Below are 16,869 nucleotides of genomic sequence, written 5' to 3'. Positions count from 1 at the left end.
AGGTCAATTATTAACGATGGATCATGGTGATGGTCCAATTCATGGAAAAGATATGAGCAATCTACCAGTTCTTGAAAATGCAGAAATCGCATGGAAAGATGGGGAAATTATTTATATCGGACAAATGAACGTAGAAAAAATTGATGCAAAAGAAGTAATTGATTGTAAAGGTAAACTAGTCACTCCAGGATTAGTTGATCCTCATACTCACGTGGTCTTTGGAGGATCACGTGAGCATGAAGTTAGTTTGAAATTACAAGGTGCTTCTTATTTAGAAATACTAGAAATGGGTGGAGGAATCCATTCAACTGTAAGTCAAACGAAATTAGCTTCATTTGAAGACTTAAAAAAGAAAACTGTTCATCACTTAAATAGGATGCTTTCATTTGGTGTAACAACAGTTGAAGCAAAAAGTGGTTATGGACTTGATGAAGAAACGGAATTAAAACAACTTCGAATTGCTAAGGAATTACAAGCAGAGCATGAGATTGATTTAGTTTCAACTTTCTTAGGTGCACATGCTGTACCGAAAGAGTATAAAGGAAACGAAGAAGCTTTCTTAGAAAAGATGCTTTCTTTACTAGATGTAATTAAAGAAGAAGAACTAGCAGAATTCGTAGACGTATTCGCTGAAACAGGTGTATTCTCAGTTGAACAATCAAGAGAATTTTTATTAAAAGCTCAAGAACAAGGCTTTAAAGTTAAAATTCATGCTGATGAAATTGATCCTCTTGGTGGCACTGAAATGGCAGCTGAAATTGGTGCTATTTCCGCTGACCATTTATGTGGAGCATCTGAAAAAGGTGTAGAAATGCTTGGTAAGAGCAATACGATTGGGGTAATTTTACCTGGAACAACGTTTTACTTAAATAAACCAGAATTTGCACCTGCAAGAGCAATGATTGAAAATAATGTTGCAGTTTCACTTGCTACTGACTTCAACCCAGGAAGCTGTCCAACTGAAAACTTACAATTAATTATGACAATCGCAATGCTTAAGCTAAAAATGACTCCTGAAGAAATTTGGAATGCCGTTACGATTAATTCATCACACGCGATTAATCGTGGAGACCAAGCAGGTAAACTACTAGTAGGTCGTAGGGCAGATGTAGTAATTTGGAATGTACCAAACTATACTTATGTATCTTACCATTTTGGTGTAAATCATGTAGAATCAGTATTTAAGAATGGTAAATTAGTAGTAAGTAGGGGTGAACACGATGTCGCTATCACATCTTAAAAAAGCAGGAGATGCAATTTTCATAGATTCAAAAGTTACAAAAGCAAATGAAATCATCTCTACATGGAATGGAACAGAAGCATCAAATTTCTCAATTATCGGTGTACCTTTATCTAAAACATCAATAAGTCACTCAGGTGCAAGCTTTGCGCCTGCGTCAATTCGAAAAATGCTAAGTAGCTACAGTACTTATCATATTGAAGACCATATTGATTTAAAAGATTTCAAAGTAACTGATTTTGGTGATATCACGATGCATGTGACAGATCTTGAAGAGTCTAGAAATCGTATTAGATCAACAATCTCTGAATTGCTAGGCCAATATAAAGAAACGATGCCAATCATTTTAGGTGGGGATCATGGCATTAGTTTTCCAAGCATTTCAGCATTTGCAAAAGAACGAGGAACAGTAGGAGTTATCCAATTTGATGCTCATCATGACTTAAGAAATACTGAAGACGGTGGACGCTCAAACGGTACACCTTTCCGCAGCTTAATCGATGCTGGTATTCTAAAAGGTGAACATTTAGTTCAAATCGGAATCAGAAACTTCTCAAATAGTGCTCCATACACAGAATTCGGAGTAAATAACGGAGTAACGATCCACACAATGCGTGATGTTCGCGAACTAGGAATCTCAAAAATTATTAATGACAGTATCAATCATTTAGCAGACAAAGTAGATGCAATATACATTAGCCTTGATATGGACGTACTAGACCAAGCCTTCGCACCAGGTTGCCCAGCAATTGGCCCAGGTGGAATGGACAGTCAAACACTATTAGACGGCATCTGTTATCTTGCAGCACATCCAAAAGTTTGTGGAATGGATATTGTTGAGCTCGACCCAACAATTGACTTCCGTGACATGACAAGCCGAATCGCAGCACATGTTATTTTAAACTTCCTTGTTGAGAAAGTTAAATTGTTAAATAAGTAAATTGGAAAACTCGTAAACTTAGTTGTTTGCGAGTTTTTTTGTTTTCGAAGAGTGGTGTATGATGAGTTGGAAGATGATGAATCGTCAAATTAGTGTCGGAGTTTAAATAATAATGCTTTAGCGTAACAAAATTAGTCAAAGTGTAAATAAAAAATGCAGATTTAGGAAAATTGGGGGATATATAACGAGTATTGACGATTTATCAAAGTGAATGGACTGTTATTCAATGAAATTGAGGGAAATATAACGAGGATCGACGATTTATCAAGGAGAATGGACTGTTAATCAACGAAATTGAGGGAAATAATACGAAGATCGACTATATATCAACGAGGACTGACTGTTTATCAACGAAATTGAGTGAAATAATACTATGATCGACGATATATCAACGAGAAATGACTGTTTATCAACGAAAATAGGCAATATATCAACGAAGTTCACAACTTTATCAATAAAGTTCACATACTGTTCGTATAGTCCTAGATACGGCCAATATGTATTTGATAACGGCAAGAGAGCTTGTTATAATAAAAATAAGAACAAACATTCGATTCGAGATGATTTCTATAAAAAAGGAGGAAGTGTTTTGACCAAAGTCGATATGAAGAGAAAAGTAATCTTGGATTTAGCAGTTACTTTAGATGGCTTTATTGAAGGAAAGAACGGAGAAATTGATTGGTGCATAATGGATCCGGAAATGGATTTCACTAATTTCCTTGATCAAATAGATACTATTTTATATGGTCGAAAAAGCTACGATTTATGGGGAAATTATACGCCAGGAATAGATGAATCTGAAGCCGATAAGGAAATGTGGAAATTAGTACATAGTAAAGAAAAATATGTATTTTCCAGAACTCAAACTAATGACGAGCATAAAGCAATTTATATAAATGAAAATATATCAGAAGTAGTAAATAAATTAAAAGAGCAGTCGGGTAAAGATATCTGGTTATACGGTGGTGCAAGTCTTATTACATCATTTATCAATTTGGGGTTAGTTGATGAATTTAGATTATCTATTCATCCTGTCATTTTAGGTGAAGGTAAACCTTTGTTTATTGATTTAAAACAGAGAATGAATTTAAAATTGATTAACACGAAAACATTTTCTTCTGGCGTTGTACAAGTGATTTATCAAAGGGAGTTGTAAGTGAATTTGATTATTTTTTTGCTTGAAAGTAGTATATAGTTTCATTACAATTAGTAGAAATTAATCGAGTTATTAAGAAATTTTTTACATAGTTAAATTACTTATATTGCAGAATGGCTTTTTGCTATTATAAGAAAAATCCCTTTGAGTAGAAAATTAATTCGTTGACACGTGCGCACATATGCATATAATATAAATTAGGCGGTGAGATGATGGGAATTAATCATGATCCAAATAAATGTAAACAAATGATTGAAGATAATATAAATATTGAATTTTTTAGAGCGATTTTAGACCCAGTTCGAACTGAACTGTTGATCTTCCTTGCTATTAATGGGGAAATGACTATTGGAGAGATAGCAGAGAATTTTCCTCAAAATCGTTCAGTGATTTCTCGTCATCTGGATTTTATGAATCGATTTAATATAGTACAAAGAAGAAAAGAAGGTCGGGGAATTTACTACAAAGCAAATAAAAAATTTATTGTCGATATCTTTGAAGAGACAGCAAATAATATGAAAGCACTCATGAGTTTGGAATAGAAGGGTGCTTTTCATTTTATATAATACGTGCATTTGTGTGCACGTAAACATGAGAGGGGATATTATTTTGGAAAATACAATTAGAAAATGGTGGGTTTTAATCACAGTTAGTTTAGCTGTATTTATGGCAATGCTTGATATTACGATTGTGAATGTAGCACTACCTAAGATTCAAAAAGATTTTTCATCTGATTTTTCAAATTTACAATGGGTATTGAATGCTTATACTTTAGTTTATGCTGCGATGTTATTGCCAGTTTCTAAATTAGGAGATATCATCGGGCGTAAAAAGGTGTTTCTATTCGGGTTAGGATTTTTTGTCATTGGCTCCTTAACAAGTGGTATATCAAGTAGTGATCTTTGGCTGAATATTTTTAGAGGTTTCCAAGGAATTGGCGGAGCAGCAATGATGTCTTTATCATTAACGATTGTTACAGCTTCATTTCCTGAAAAACAAAGAGGGCTAGCATTAGGAATTTGGAGTAGTGTAGTTGGGCTTGCAATTTCCGCTGGTCCACTTATTGGCGGTGCCTTAGTTGACAGTTTTGGATGGCGATCAATCTTTTTGGTTAATATCCCTATTGGCATAGTGGCAATACTGTTAGGAATTTTCTTCATTCAGGAAAGCGAAAGAAAAAGTGATGAAAAAATCGATTTTTTAGGGTTTGTTTTAAGTACAGCATTCATTTTTACGATGGTTTTAGCTTTAATTCAAAAAGAAATACATGAAAATTATTTGTGGACCGATTGGCATATTTTGAGTCTATTAGTTTTATCGATCTTATTATTAGTTGCGTTTATTATAACTGAAAGAATTGTAAAACAACCTATGATCGAATTATCAATTTTTAGAAATTGGTCATTTAATGGCGCTAATATTTCGGCGTTTGTTTTAGGTGCAGGTTTATATGGTGGATTCACATATTTAACAATCCTTATGCAAAATTATATGGGATATACAGCTTTTGAAACTGGCGTTAAAATGCTACTAATAAGTGGGTTTACGATAATTTTGGGCCCGTTAGCGGGGATTATTTCTGGGAAAATAGGTAATCGTTGGTTGATTAGTGGTGCATTATTTATTGGAGCAATTGGCATCATGCTTATTCGCCATATGATCAAAGTTCCTTTTGAATGGAGCTATCTAATGCCTGGTTTTGTACTTTTAGGAATTAGTAATGCTTTGGTAAATCCACCAATCGCTAATGCAGCTATGAGTTCTGTTGATAAAAAACAGGTTGGTATGGCTTCAGGAATTTTAAACGTATTTCGTCAAGTTGGTATTTCATTTGGTGTGGTAATGCTAGGGATTAAATTGACAGAAGGTTATAACAGTTCATTGAATAAACATTTTATGAAAATGCAATCTATTAATACTGAATTTAAAAGTCAAATGCTCAATGTTTTTCATCATGCAGGAGCTTTTGCTGGCTCGCTAATTTTTGATAGCAAACAGGCTGAAGTATTCAAACAAATGCCAGCCTTTGAAAACATTAAACATATTGTTTATAGTGCTTTCAACGCTGGAATAAAAGATGTAAATTTGTCCATTGCGATCCTTTTACTTATTGGGTCACTAGCAGCAACTTTACTAATAAAAGAGAAAAGAACAATTAAGGATAATAAGTAAAAGCTCTAATCAAAATAAGGTATTGTATTGATGAAGGCCATGAGTTATAAAATAAGAAAAATTTAACATATCTAGTTGAACAAAAAAGGAGTCGATGATTGACTCCTTTTTGTTTTTATCAGATTAGTGCGTTAATAAAAGGTTGTACGTTATTTCGAGTATCCTAGTTATATGGAATTATAAAATTAAGATATAGACGACTAAACCCCAAACTGTCTTAAATGATGATCAAGATGTTTATAAATTCCAATTCCCCATTCCTTTGAGCTAAATTTACCGAAAAAAGGATGTGGATGAATTGTACATTTCTCTGGACCATCTTTTTGAAATGTAATAATTTTTTGCTTTAGTTTCTCTTTTTCTAATTCGAATTCTTTTTGATCAGTAATCAAAATGGTTGGAATAGTGGACATATTACGAGGTACTTGTTTGTCATTTGAAAAAATTGGTTTCGCAAATCTACCTACTAGCCGACCTAACAAACTTCTTGGGGGAAAAGAATTTCCCATTGCTATATCTTGGAATGCTGAGCAATGAGCTAGCATTTGGGCAACATCCATTTTTCCCCATCGCGGTTGTGAATTTGGGGTTAAGTTGTCTATACGGTTTAAAATTTCCTCTGTATGCAATTGATTAAAAATATTTTTCATCGTTAATTCCCCTTTATATGTTAACTATCATTATATTCATTTTAAAATACACTTAATCCTTCTTCAACTTGGTGGAATAACAATTCTAGCAAGTAAAATGATATTTTTTTAGATTAAAAAATTGCATATTGATATAAATTTTTAAATATGGGAGAGTAAAAACACTGTTTTGTTCTTTGTAAAATTAAATAAAAAAGAAGCACAAGTGTGATTTACTTGTGCCTTTTTGTGAATGAACGTATTTCTTGAAAGTTTATTTAATTAAAGCCCTAACTTTATGTATTAGCAATAGCAGAAATGGAATCATGATAATAAAAACAGGATCCAAATAATTTCCAAAATGAACGATATCTTCTCTTTTTATCACACGTAATGATATGAGTGGGTAAAATGCAAATACAATTAAAATAATGGTGAATAAAATACTATTTCTGCTTTTTACAATTACAAATAAACGCTTATGAACACTCTCACTAATGATATAAAGATAAGTAACTATTGTAGCGCAAATTTGTATTGTACACAGGCTTAAATAAATTGTATCTAAACTTTCAACCATTTTTGAGTGGTATGTTTTAAAGATATATAGAATCGGATCGATGATATAACTATTTTCTTTATTGCTTAACCTTATGTAAGAAGTAAAAATAGTAAAAGTGCAAAGTAAAGTGTTGAAAATATTTGCGAAAGTCAAAGTCATAATTTTTTTATTAGAGTTCTGAAAGCTTGGTGTTATAAATAAAAAGATTTCAAAACCTAACATTTCTATAAAAGACCAATAAGACCCAGAACCAATCTTTGAAATGGAAGATTGACCAATCGGTAAAACACTGCCAAAATGAATGTCTTTGTATGCATATATAAGAAGTAGAATATAAAAGATTAAGATAAAAGAGCATAGTATATATGTTCTAGCAATCGTTTGGAGATCTTTATTCGCTATTTGGTACGCTGTTAGTAAAAATAGAATCAGAATTAACCAAGAAGGACTTTTTGGAAAAATCCAAATTGTGATAATATCTGAAAACCTCAATGATACGACAATCACGACATATACAAAATAAAGATAATAGCAAATGTTGATACATGTCCCAATGAATGGATTTGTAATAATTTTTGTATAGTCAGTAAAGCTTTTTGAAGGGAATTTTTTATATAAACGATAATAAAGAAATAAAAGGATTTGAACAAACACGCCTCCAATTAGGCATGAAATCCATCCATCGTGACCAGCTATATTATAAATATTATTAGGCATACCGATCATACCTGAACCAAATTGTGTAAAAATCATTAAATAGAAGAGGTGTTTATTATTAATCATTTGGATTGAGTTTTTTGCATTTCTTTCCAGTTAAAACCAACTCCTTAAAGAATCCCCCAAGCTTAATATAGTATCTCCTGAACTGAATTGGATATGTATGGAAATTCCTTGGCATCTAGAATTTGTTATAGTTTATAGGAAGTGGAAACTAAAAAAAACTGAAAAATTTTAGTGATTTAACTAGTGCAAAAATCTTACTTTAAAAACAGAAAAGACTTATTTATGATAGATTAACGTTTTCATACATCTCAGTCCAAATAGTTATACATAATCCATCAATGGCAAGACTAAATAAAAAAGGAGGAGATTAAAATGACACAAGATCGATTTGAGGAAGCCTATGATCAGTATAGAAATCAAAGTGAAATTCAACGAGGTAGGGAAGATGATACTGTAAATCAAGATAAGGAACATATTGTTGCAGTTCGTAAAAATGATGATGGCGATTTAATTGGCTTCAGAACAAGTCTTAACCGAGAATTAGATTACATTCAAGCATTAAGCGAAGCAAAAAATGGAAATTTAGCACATGTAGATGTAATCCATAAATATGGCAGAGACATTCTTAGAAGTGAACCGGACGGCATTGCAGAAAACAATTTAAGTAATCTGCCGGAATTTTAAACTAAAAAAAGTATTATAATGAAGAAAATCCACTCGGAAATTAATATTCCTTGTGGATTTTTTCTATGAGTACGTTCAATTATTAATATATCAACGGAGAATAGTGATATATCAACGAAGAATAGCGATATATCAACGAGAATTGGTAATTTATCAACGAAGAATAGCCATATATCAATGAAGTTCACAACTTTATCAATATAGTTCACTTTTTGTTCGCATTTTTTAATAATAGATTGAGTCATCCACTTTATAAAAATTTCAATAACTTGTCCACATTTTAAAAAGATACATGACTCATAGACTAGAACGTGAATCGTTATTTGATTATTCAGTTATATCCGTTATATCTGTTCTATTAAGTCTATTTAATCTTGGTAATTGGAATTGTTCAGCGTTTTCTTCGTCAACTTGTGCGCCTTCGTTGTGTTCAGAATCTGTTCTGATTTTACTTTCTTTTATTTTACTATCTCTGATTTTAATTCCTTGTTGTCCACCTAATTCATCGTTATCTTTTCCAGCAATACCACTTCTGCCATTTCCATCTGCAAATTGTGATTTTGTATTTGCAGTATGGCTGTTGTTTCTAGCATTTTGACCGCCTTGGTTTGCGTTCATACCAACATTTCTATTAATCTGACCGCCACCTTCTGCTCTTTGTTCAACTTGGATGCGGTTCTCTTTAATTTCAATATTGATAAAATTGAAGTTGATTGAGTCATTTGCACTACTTTCTATTAACTCTTGTATTTCATCTTTTAAAGCTTTGAAATCTTCAAAATCTGCTGCCATATTGTAAAACCCCTTTTTTATTTGTACTTTCACTATATTCATATTTAGTAGTTTCTGATTAGACTTTTAATAGTTTTAAAGAAATTTTACAGAAAAATGGTAAAAATACGCATTTAAACTAATGGGAGTAATCTTCATAATTGTAGAATTCTTTTTTTTGAAACATAACTAATCACATCGAATATTCATTATTTCATATTTAAATCATAGATTAGTAATGGAGTGTGATATTGTTGAAACATTTTTTAATTAACATTTTAAAATCATTTATTGGCACGATTGTCCTTGACTTGTTTTTACTAACATTTTGTTTAGTAATGGGTAGTATTTTTCAAGTTTTGCATTCGTTTACTTGGTTTGGATTTCAAATTATTGTTTTACCATTTAGCATCCTGGCTTTTGTAATTTCGATTGTTTATTTTAGTAAAAAAGAGGAAGAAGATGTACCGGAACTTGTAGAAGAAATAAATAGTGAGCATTCATCAAGAATGGAAAAATATCATCAGCCAGAAAATAATTGAACTGAGGTGGTTTAATGGACCTCGATAATATTGTTATTCAAAATATTGAAGAGCGAATCAAACGTTTGAGAAATAGACAAGAAGAAAATGGTTCATGGGAATTTGTGTTTGAAGGAGCTTTATTAACAGATAGCTTTATGATTTTACTTATGAAGGATCTAGGTTACGAAAACAATCAGTTAATTGATGGAATTATTGATCGTATTATCAATCTTCAACATCCGAATGGGGCGTGGAAATTATATGAGGATGAAAAAAATGGTAACTTAAACGCAACCGTACAAGCTTACATAGCTTTATTAGTCTCAAAAAAGTATACAAAAGATCATTCGAGTATGAAGAAAGCTGAAAAATTCATTCGAGAAAATGGTGGAATAAAAAAAACACATTTTATGCTTAAAATGATTCTTGCCATTCACGGTTTAATTGCCTATCCAAAGTTGTTTTACTTTCCAATGAGCTATTTTTTATTGCCTGATAAAATGCCATTAAGTTTATTTGATTTAAGTAATTATGCTAGGGTTCATTTAGTACCTATGATTCTATGTATTAATAAACGTTTTAAAGTGAAATTAGAAGATGATCTAAATATTGATAATCTTTTAGAAGACAGTGAAATGGAATGGTTTAACGAAGAGCGGGGGACATTTTATCAATTTATTCTTGAAGAAGGGAAGAAGCTTGCTTCCTATCCTTTATATTTTCATCAAAAAGGCTATGAAAAGGCTGAACGATTTATTTTAGATCGGATTGAAACAAATGGAACCTTTTATAGCTATGCTAGTTCTACATTTTATATGGTTTATGCTTTGATGGCTTTAGGATATAAAGTTTCATCTTCCGTCATTCAAGATGCACTACAAGGACTCCTTTCATATGCGACGAATACAGATGCTGGACTTCATATTCAAAATTCGCCATCAAAAGTTTGGGATACAGCTTTATTGTCATATGCAATTCAAGAAGCGGGTTATTCAAATAATGATCCGATTATTTCAAAATCTATTCATTACTTACTTTCTAAACAACAAGATTTGATTGGTGACTGGTCTGTACATGCTAAAAATTTAAGCCCTGGTGGCTGGGGATTTTCTGATGTGAATTCATTTATACCAGATAATGATGATACCGGTGCCGTGTTGAGGGCACTATCAAGAAGTGCAATGGATCAACCAAACTTTCAAGAAAGTTGGTTAAAAGGCGTTCATTTTTTACTTGGATTGCAAAATGACGATGGTGGTTGGGGAGCATTCGAAAAAAACGTAACGAATAAGTGGCTTACTCATTTACCGATTGAAAATGCAAAAGATGCGATTATTGATCCTTCTACTCCTGATTTAACAGGGCGTATATTGGAGTTTATTGGCAACTATACATCAATTTCTAATGATGACCGAATTGTTAAAAAAGCAGTTGATTGGTTGTTTAAAAACCAGAAATCAAATGGTAGTTGGTATGGTAGATGGGGAATTTGTTATTTATATGGTACGTGGGCAACAATTACTGGTTTAAGAGCTGTGGGGGTTTCTAAAAATCATGAAGCAATTAAAAAAGCCGAGAAATGGTTAGTTTCGATTCAAAATGAGGACGGAGGTTGGGGAGAATCAGGATTTTCAACGGTTAAAGGTTCTTATATTCCATTAAAGTATAGTACACCTAGTCAAACTGGTTGGGTAATTGATGCCTTACTGACAATTCGAAATAAAGATGATGAAGTGATTAGAAGAGGGATTAACTATTTAGTCTCTCAAAATGAAATTTCTAATAAGGCGCTATCATATCCTACAGGACTTGGACTACCAGGTCAGTTTTATATTAATTATCATAGCTATAATGAAATCTACCCTTTACTTGCATTAGCACACTTTAAAAATAGTTAAATAATAACATTATGTAAAGTGAATAAATTTATTTTTGGAAATTTTTCAATAAATGGCTTTCTTTTATCATATAAATATAGTAAACTATCTTCATTGAATAAAAAAACTAAATAATCCTTATCGAGAGTGGTGGAGGGACTGGCCCTTTGAAACCCGGCAACTTTAGCTTATGCTAAAAAGTGCTAAATCCAGCATGTTTAAAACATGAGAGATAAGGCGTAAAATTAAACTTTAACGTCATTCTTTCATTTTTTGAGAGAATGGCGTTTTTTATTTTATATAAACAGGAAGTGATGAAATGGGCTTGTTGGAAAAGTTAAGTAATGGAATTGTTTTAGGTGATGGTGCAATGGGTACACTTTTGTATTCAGGAGGGCTACACAGTTGCTTTGAAGAACTCAATATTACTGAACGGGATCGAATCATTCATATTCATGAACAATATATAGATGCTGGTGCAGAAGTAATTCAAACAAATTCGTACGGTGCAAATGCTGGAAAGCTAAGACAATATGGGTTAGAGAAGTTAGTAAAACAAATCAACCAAATGGCTGTAAGAAATGCTAGAGCTGCTTCGAAGGGAAGAGCCTTAGTTATTGGTGGTATTGGTGGAATGAAATATGTTGGATCTACGTTTACAACTCCTTTAGAACGGGAAATGATGTTGCTTGAGCAAGCTTCAGCACTTCTAGAAGAAGGCGTAGATGGAATCATGCTTGAAACATTTTATGATGAAAATGAATTATACGATGCTGTAAATCTACTAAGAGGAAGAACGGATTTACCGATTATTTCTCAAGTAACGCTACAAGAAATTGGGATTATGCAAAGTGGCCAATATATTGAGAAAATACTTCCTAGATTAGTGGATTTGGGGGCGGATGTAGTCGGTATCAATTGTCATTTAGGACCACTACATATGCTAGAATCGCTAAATACAGTATCATTACCAACAAATGGTTACTTATCAGCATTTCCAAATTCAGGCTTACCATTGTATGCAGAGGGGAAATACGAATACAAATCGAATCCAGAATATTTTGAAGATATGGCTAAACCATTTATCGAACAAGGTGTAAGACTAATCGGTGGGTGCTGTGGTACTACACCAGCACATATTGCGGCTTTACGAAAAAAGATTGATACTTTACAACCCGTTACAAAAAAAGAAGTGAAGAGCAGAACGATTAAAATTACAATCCCAAAGCAAGTAGAACAAAAGGATGAGACTTTGCCAGAAAAAGCAAAACAGAAAACGACGATTATCGCTGAACTTGATCCTCCGAAAACTTTACAAACGAGAAAGTTTTTTGAAGGAGCAAGAGCGTTACATTCTGCAGGAGCTGATGCGATTACGTTAGCAGATAATCCACTAGCTTCACCGAGAATTTCGAATGTGGCAATGGCTTCGCTGTTACAAAGATTAGACGTTCCAGTCTTAACTCATTTGACTTGTCGTGATCGCAATATGATTGGACTTCAATCTCATTTAATGGGGTTATCGACTTTAGGTTTAAACGAAATTCTTGCGATTACAGGAGACCCAGCTAGAGTCGGAGATTTTCCTGGCGCAACTTCAGTTTATGATGTAGCATCACTTGATCTTATTCGAATGATTAAAGAAATGAATGAAGGCAGACTTTATTCAGGTAAAAGCTTAGGAAATGGAACGAGATTTTCAGTCGCAGCTGCTTTTAACCCAAATATTCGAAAATTTGATGCGGCAATCAAAAGACTTGAGAAAAAGGTTGAAGCAGGAGCGGATTATTTCTTAACTCAGCCTATATATGATTTTGAAACAATTGATAAGTTATACGAGGCGACACGTCATATTAAGCAACCAATTTTTATCGGCATTATGCCATTAGTTAGTAAAAGAAATGCCGACTTTATTCATTATGAAGTTCCTGGAATAACTTTATCAGATGAAGTAAGGAACCGAATTTCATCAGTTGAACCAGAAAAGGCAATCGATGAAGGGAAAAAAATTGCAAAAGAACTTATTAATTATGCAAAAGATAAATTTAATGGCATTTATTTAATTACACCATTTTTGAAGTATGAAATAACAGAAGACTTAATTCATTTTACTAAAAGCAGCAATAAAGAGGGGATACAACTATGAAACAATTAGATATAGTTTTAAAAGAGAAAATATTACTTCTTGATGGTGCAATGGGAACGATGATTCAGCAACGTGATTTAACTGCAGATGATTTTGGTGGGGAAGATTATGAAGGCTGTAATGAATATTTAGTTGTAACTAGACCAGATGTTATTCAAGAGATTCATGAGGAGTATATAAACGCAGGATCTGACATTATCGAAACGAATACTTTTGGGGCCACAAATATTGTTTTATCTGATTATAATTTACAGCATTTAGATATTGAATTGAATGAAATAGCAGCAAAAATTGCAAAGCAAGCAGTTGAAGCATCTGGTAAAGATGTTTTTGTAGCAGGTGCGATGGGGCCTACAACAAAAGCAATTAGTGTTACAGGAGGCGTAACATTTGATGAATTGATTACCTCATACAATCGTCAAGCAACTGGATTAATCAATGGTGGCGTAGATATTTTACTAGTTGAAACTTGTCAAGATATGCGAAATGTTAAGGCTGCTTGCATTGGAATTAGTAATGCCTTTACAGAATTAAATATAAAATTACCAGTTATGATCTCAGGAACAATCGAACCGATGGGGACGACTTTAGCAGGTCAAACGATTGATGCTTTTTATTTAGCAATTGAGCATATTTCTCCGATTTCAGTTGGATTAAACTGTGCAACAGGGCCTGAGTTTATGAGGGATCATGTACGCTCATTGTCGGATCTTTCTGAGACATTTGTATCTTGTTATCCTAATGCTGGCTTACCAGATGAAGATGGACATTATCATGAATCTCCTGAATCATTAGCGAAAAAAGTACGTGATTTTGCTGAGCAAGGTTGGATTAATATTATTGGAGGTTGTTGTGGTACGACTCCTGAGCATATTAGAGCAATGAAAGAGGCAGTATCTGGAATTAGCCCTCGTCAGCCTAAAAAAAGATTGGACCACGCAGTTAGTGGATTAGAGTCACTTCAATATGACGATAGTATGAGACCACTATTTGTAGGTGAAAGAACAAACGTAATCGGATCACGTAAATTTAAAAAATTAATAGCCGACGGAAAATTTGAGGAAGCTTCAGAAATCGCTAGAGCTCAAGTGAAAAAAGGAGCACATGTCATCGACGTATGTATGGCAGATCCAGACCGTGATGAAGTTGAAGACATGGAGAATTTTGTAAAGCAATTGGTTAATAAAGTGAAAGTACCAATCATGATTGATTCGACTGATGAAAATGTAATTGAATTAGCACTTACTTATATTCAAGGGAAAGCGATCATTAATTCGATCAATCTTGAAGATGGAGAAGAGCGATTTGAGAAAATCTTACCTTTCATCCATAAATATGGTGCTGCTGTCGTAGTCGGTACGATTGATGAAGATGGAATGGCTGTATCGGCTGAACGAAAATTAGAAATTGCAAAAAGAAGTTATCAATTATTAACAGAAAAATATAAAATTCGTGCTACTGACATTATCTTTGATCCACTAGTTTTTCCTGTTGGAACAGGTGATACACAATATATTGGATCTGCAAAAGCAACAATTGATGGCATTAAATTAATAAAAGATGAATTTCCAGAGTGTTTAACGATTTTAGGCTTAAGTAATATTTCGTTTGGTTTACCAAATACTGGTCGCGAAGTGTTAAATGCAGTTTTCTTATACCATTCAACAAAGGCGGGACTAGATTACGCAATCGTGAATACTGAGAAACTAGAACGATTTGCTTCTATCCCAGCAAAAGAACGTGAGCTTGCTGAGGAATTATTATTCCATACTTCACAAGAAACATTAGATAAGTTTGTAGAGCATTTTAGAAATTCAGTAAAAAAAGAAGAAAAACCAAAAGAACAGCTTCCAATTGAAGAAAGATTAGCAGCATGTGTGATTGAAGGCTCGAAGCAAGGACTAATAGAAGACTTACAAACTTGTATCGAACGCGGAGACATACCTTTAAATATTATAAATGGTCCTCTTATGACAGGTATGGATGAAGTTGGAAGACTTTTCAATAATAATGAACTAATTGTTGCTGAAGTACTACAAAGCGCAGAAGTTATGAAAGCATCAGTAACCTTTTTAGAACAATTTATGGAGAAAACTGAGAGCTCTCGAAAAGGAAAAGTCATATTGGCGACTGTAAAAGGTGATGTTCATGATATTGGTAAGAACTTAGTTGATATTATTTTAACGAATAATGGATTTGATGTTGTAAATTTAGGCATTAATATTCGACCAGACGATTTAATTACAAAAATTCGTGAAAATAAACCAGACATTATCGGATTATCAGGCTTACTAGTAAAATCAGCACAACAAATGGTAATTACTGCTGGCGATTTAAAAAATGCCGGGATCGATACACCAATTTTAGTAGGTGGAGCAGCATTAACTAGAAAGTTTACAGAAAATCGCATTCAGCCAATATATGACGGGCTAGTTGCTTATTCAAATGATGCGATGACGGGTTTAGATTTAGCGAATAAAATTGTTAATCCAAATGAATTACAAGTGCTACAAGAAAAGAAAAAAGCAATAAAAAAAGTTGATAACGTCATCGAATTGCCCGTTCCTGAAATTAGTACTACTAGATCAGCAATTCAAAAGTCAGATTGTCTAGTACCTTCTTCATTAACTAAAACTGTCTTAAAGAATATACCAGTAGCTCAAGTGGCACCTTTTATTAATTATCAAATGTTAATCGGACATCATTTGGGTGTAAAGGGTAAATGGGAAAACCAAGAGCGAGGTCAAGAATTATACGAGTTAGTTCAAGCATTCTTAAGAGACGGAAATGAATATTTTGATTGCCAAGTTATCTATCATTTTTTCCCAGCTCAAAGTGATGGAAATGATGTTATTATCTATGACCATGAAACTCTTAAACCGATTGAACGCTTTCAATTTCCTAGACAAAGAAAGGAACCTAATCTATGTATTAGCGACTTCTTAAATCCAGTTGGCGAAGAAATGGATTATGTCGGATTCTTTTCAGTAACTTCAGGACCACGAGTTAGAAATATTGCTGAAAGATTGAAAGAAGAAGGGGAGTATTTAAAGAGTCATGTACTATTCTCCCTAGCGTTAGAATTAGCAGAAGGTTTAGCTGAAAAAACTCACATGTTAATGAGAGAAAAATGGGGATTCCCAGATCAACCAGATTTTACAATGTCTGAACGATTTAAAGCTAAATACCAAGGCGTCAGGGTATCATTTGGTTATCCAGCGTGTCCAAATCTCGAGGACCAAGAAAAACTATTTAAGTTAATTAACCCAAACGATATTGGAATTAAATTGACAGAAGGGTTCATGATGCTTCCTGAAGCATCTGTAACTGCAATGGTATTCTCGCATAAAGATGGAAGATATTTTTCAGTTTAAAAAGAAAGAATAATTATTCATTGTTATCAATAAATCTAAATTTTAGTTTTTAAAAATTAATAAGGTAGTAG

At 33.2% G+C, this 16,869-nt stretch carries 13 protein-coding genes and 1 riboswitch; of the genes, 10 read left to right on the top strand and 3 right to left on the bottom strand.

Annotation, left to right across the window (positions count from 1 at the left end; all coding sequences use genetic code 11):
* Window positions 1-16: 16 nt before the first annotated feature.
* The 5 genes from hutI (at window position 17) to CN692_RS19475 (ending at window position 5,508) form a co-directional block, all read left to right on the top strand.
* Window positions 17-1,240, top strand: a complete 1,224-nt coding sequence (hutI, locus tag CN692_RS19495; RefSeq protein WP_218923565.1) for an imidazolonepropionase — start codon at window positions 17-19, stop codon at window positions 1,238-1,240.
* Complete coding sequence (hutG, locus tag CN692_RS19490) at window positions 1,221-2,180, top strand: formimidoylglutamase (RefSeq protein ID WP_098120779.1); 960 nt, start codon at window positions 1,221-1,223, stop codon at window positions 2,178-2,180. The genes hutI and hutG overlap by 20 nt, the downstream gene beginning before the upstream one ends.
* Window positions 2,181-2,784: 604 nt before the next feature.
* On the top strand, window positions 2,785-3,336 hold the full coding sequence (locus tag CN692_RS19485) for a dihydrofolate reductase family protein (RefSeq protein WP_098120846.1): 552 nt from the start codon (window positions 2,785-2,787) through the stop codon (window positions 3,334-3,336).
* A 212-nt stretch (window positions 3,337-3,548) separates the two neighbouring features.
* A complete protein-coding gene (locus CN692_RS19480) occupies window positions 3,549-3,878 on the top strand; it encodes an ArsR/SmtB family transcription factor (RefSeq protein WP_098120778.1) in 330 nt (109 codons plus the stop codon).
* Window positions 3,879-3,945: 67 nt separating this feature from the next.
* Window positions 3,946-5,508 (top strand): MFS transporter, encoded by a 1,563-nt coding sequence (locus CN692_RS19475; protein ID WP_098120777.1) that lies wholly within the window; start codon window positions 3,946-3,948, stop codon window positions 5,506-5,508.
* A gap of 200 nt (window positions 5,509-5,708) precedes the next feature.
* Here CN692_RS19475 and CN692_RS19470 read toward each other — a convergent pair whose 3' ends face one another.
* Window positions 5,709-6,158, bottom strand: a complete 450-nt coding sequence (locus CN692_RS19470; RefSeq protein WP_098120776.1) for a DUF1569 domain-containing protein — start codon at window positions 6,156-6,158, stop codon at window positions 5,709-5,711.
* Window positions 6,159-6,411: 253 nt separating this feature from the next.
* The gene (locus CN692_RS19465) at window positions 6,412-7,482 is read right to left on the bottom strand and encodes a GerAB/ArcD/ProY family transporter (RefSeq protein WP_098120775.1); all 1,071 of its coding nucleotides are present in this window, start codon (window positions 7,480-7,482) and stop codon (window positions 6,412-6,414) included.
* A gap of 312 nt (window positions 7,483-7,794) precedes the next feature.
* On the opposite strand from CN692_RS19465, the gene CN692_RS19460 reads away from it, so the two are divergent.
* A complete protein-coding gene (locus tag CN692_RS19460) occupies window positions 7,795-8,106 on the top strand; it encodes a DUF3892 domain-containing protein (RefSeq protein ID WP_098120774.1) in 312 nt (103 codons plus the stop codon).
* Between the two features lie 327 nt (window positions 8,107-8,433).
* Here CN692_RS19460 and CN692_RS26825 read toward each other — a convergent pair whose 3' ends face one another.
* Window positions 8,434-8,898 carry a hypothetical protein gene (locus CN692_RS26825; RefSeq protein WP_257144083.1) on the bottom strand — a complete coding sequence of 155 codons (465 nt, stop codon included), beginning with the start codon at window positions 8,896-8,898 and terminating at the stop codon, window positions 8,434-8,436.
* A 233-nt stretch (window positions 8,899-9,131) separates the two neighbouring features.
* Between CN692_RS26825 and CN692_RS19445 the strand changes: the two genes are divergently transcribed.
* From CN692_RS19445 to metH, 4 genes are all read left to right on the top strand, one after another.
* A complete protein-coding gene (locus tag CN692_RS19445) occupies window positions 9,132-9,419 on the top strand; it encodes a hypothetical protein (RefSeq protein WP_098120772.1) in 288 nt (95 codons plus the stop codon).
* Between the two features lie 14 nt (window positions 9,420-9,433).
* The gene (shc, locus tag CN692_RS19440; protein WP_098120771.1) at window positions 9,434-11,299 is read left to right on the top strand and encodes a squalene--hopene cyclase; all 1,866 of its coding nucleotides are present in this window, start codon (window positions 9,434-9,436) and stop codon (window positions 11,297-11,299) included.
* 114 nt (window positions 11,300-11,413) lie between these two features.
* A riboswitch (SAM riboswitch) is annotated at window positions 11,414-11,517 on the top strand.
* A gap of 80 nt (window positions 11,518-11,597) precedes the next feature.
* A complete protein-coding gene (locus CN692_RS19435; protein WP_098120770.1) occupies window positions 11,598-13,424 on the top strand; it encodes a bifunctional homocysteine S-methyltransferase/methylenetetrahydrofolate reductase in 1,827 nt (608 codons plus the stop codon).
* Complete coding sequence (gene metH / locus CN692_RS19430; protein WP_098120769.1) at window positions 13,421-16,798, top strand: methionine synthase; 3,378 nt, start codon at window positions 13,421-13,423, stop codon at window positions 16,796-16,798. The genes CN692_RS19435 and metH overlap by 4 nt, the downstream gene beginning before the upstream one ends.
* Window positions 16,799-16,869: the final 71 nt, after the last annotated feature.

This window comes from Bacillus sp. AFS002410 (assembly GCF_002556365.1).
Classification (GTDB): Bacteria; Bacillota; Bacilli; order Bacillales; family Bacillaceae_G; genus Gottfriedia.
Note: the sequence above shows the minus strand (reverse complement) of the source record. Positions and strands in the feature narration are given on the sequence as shown.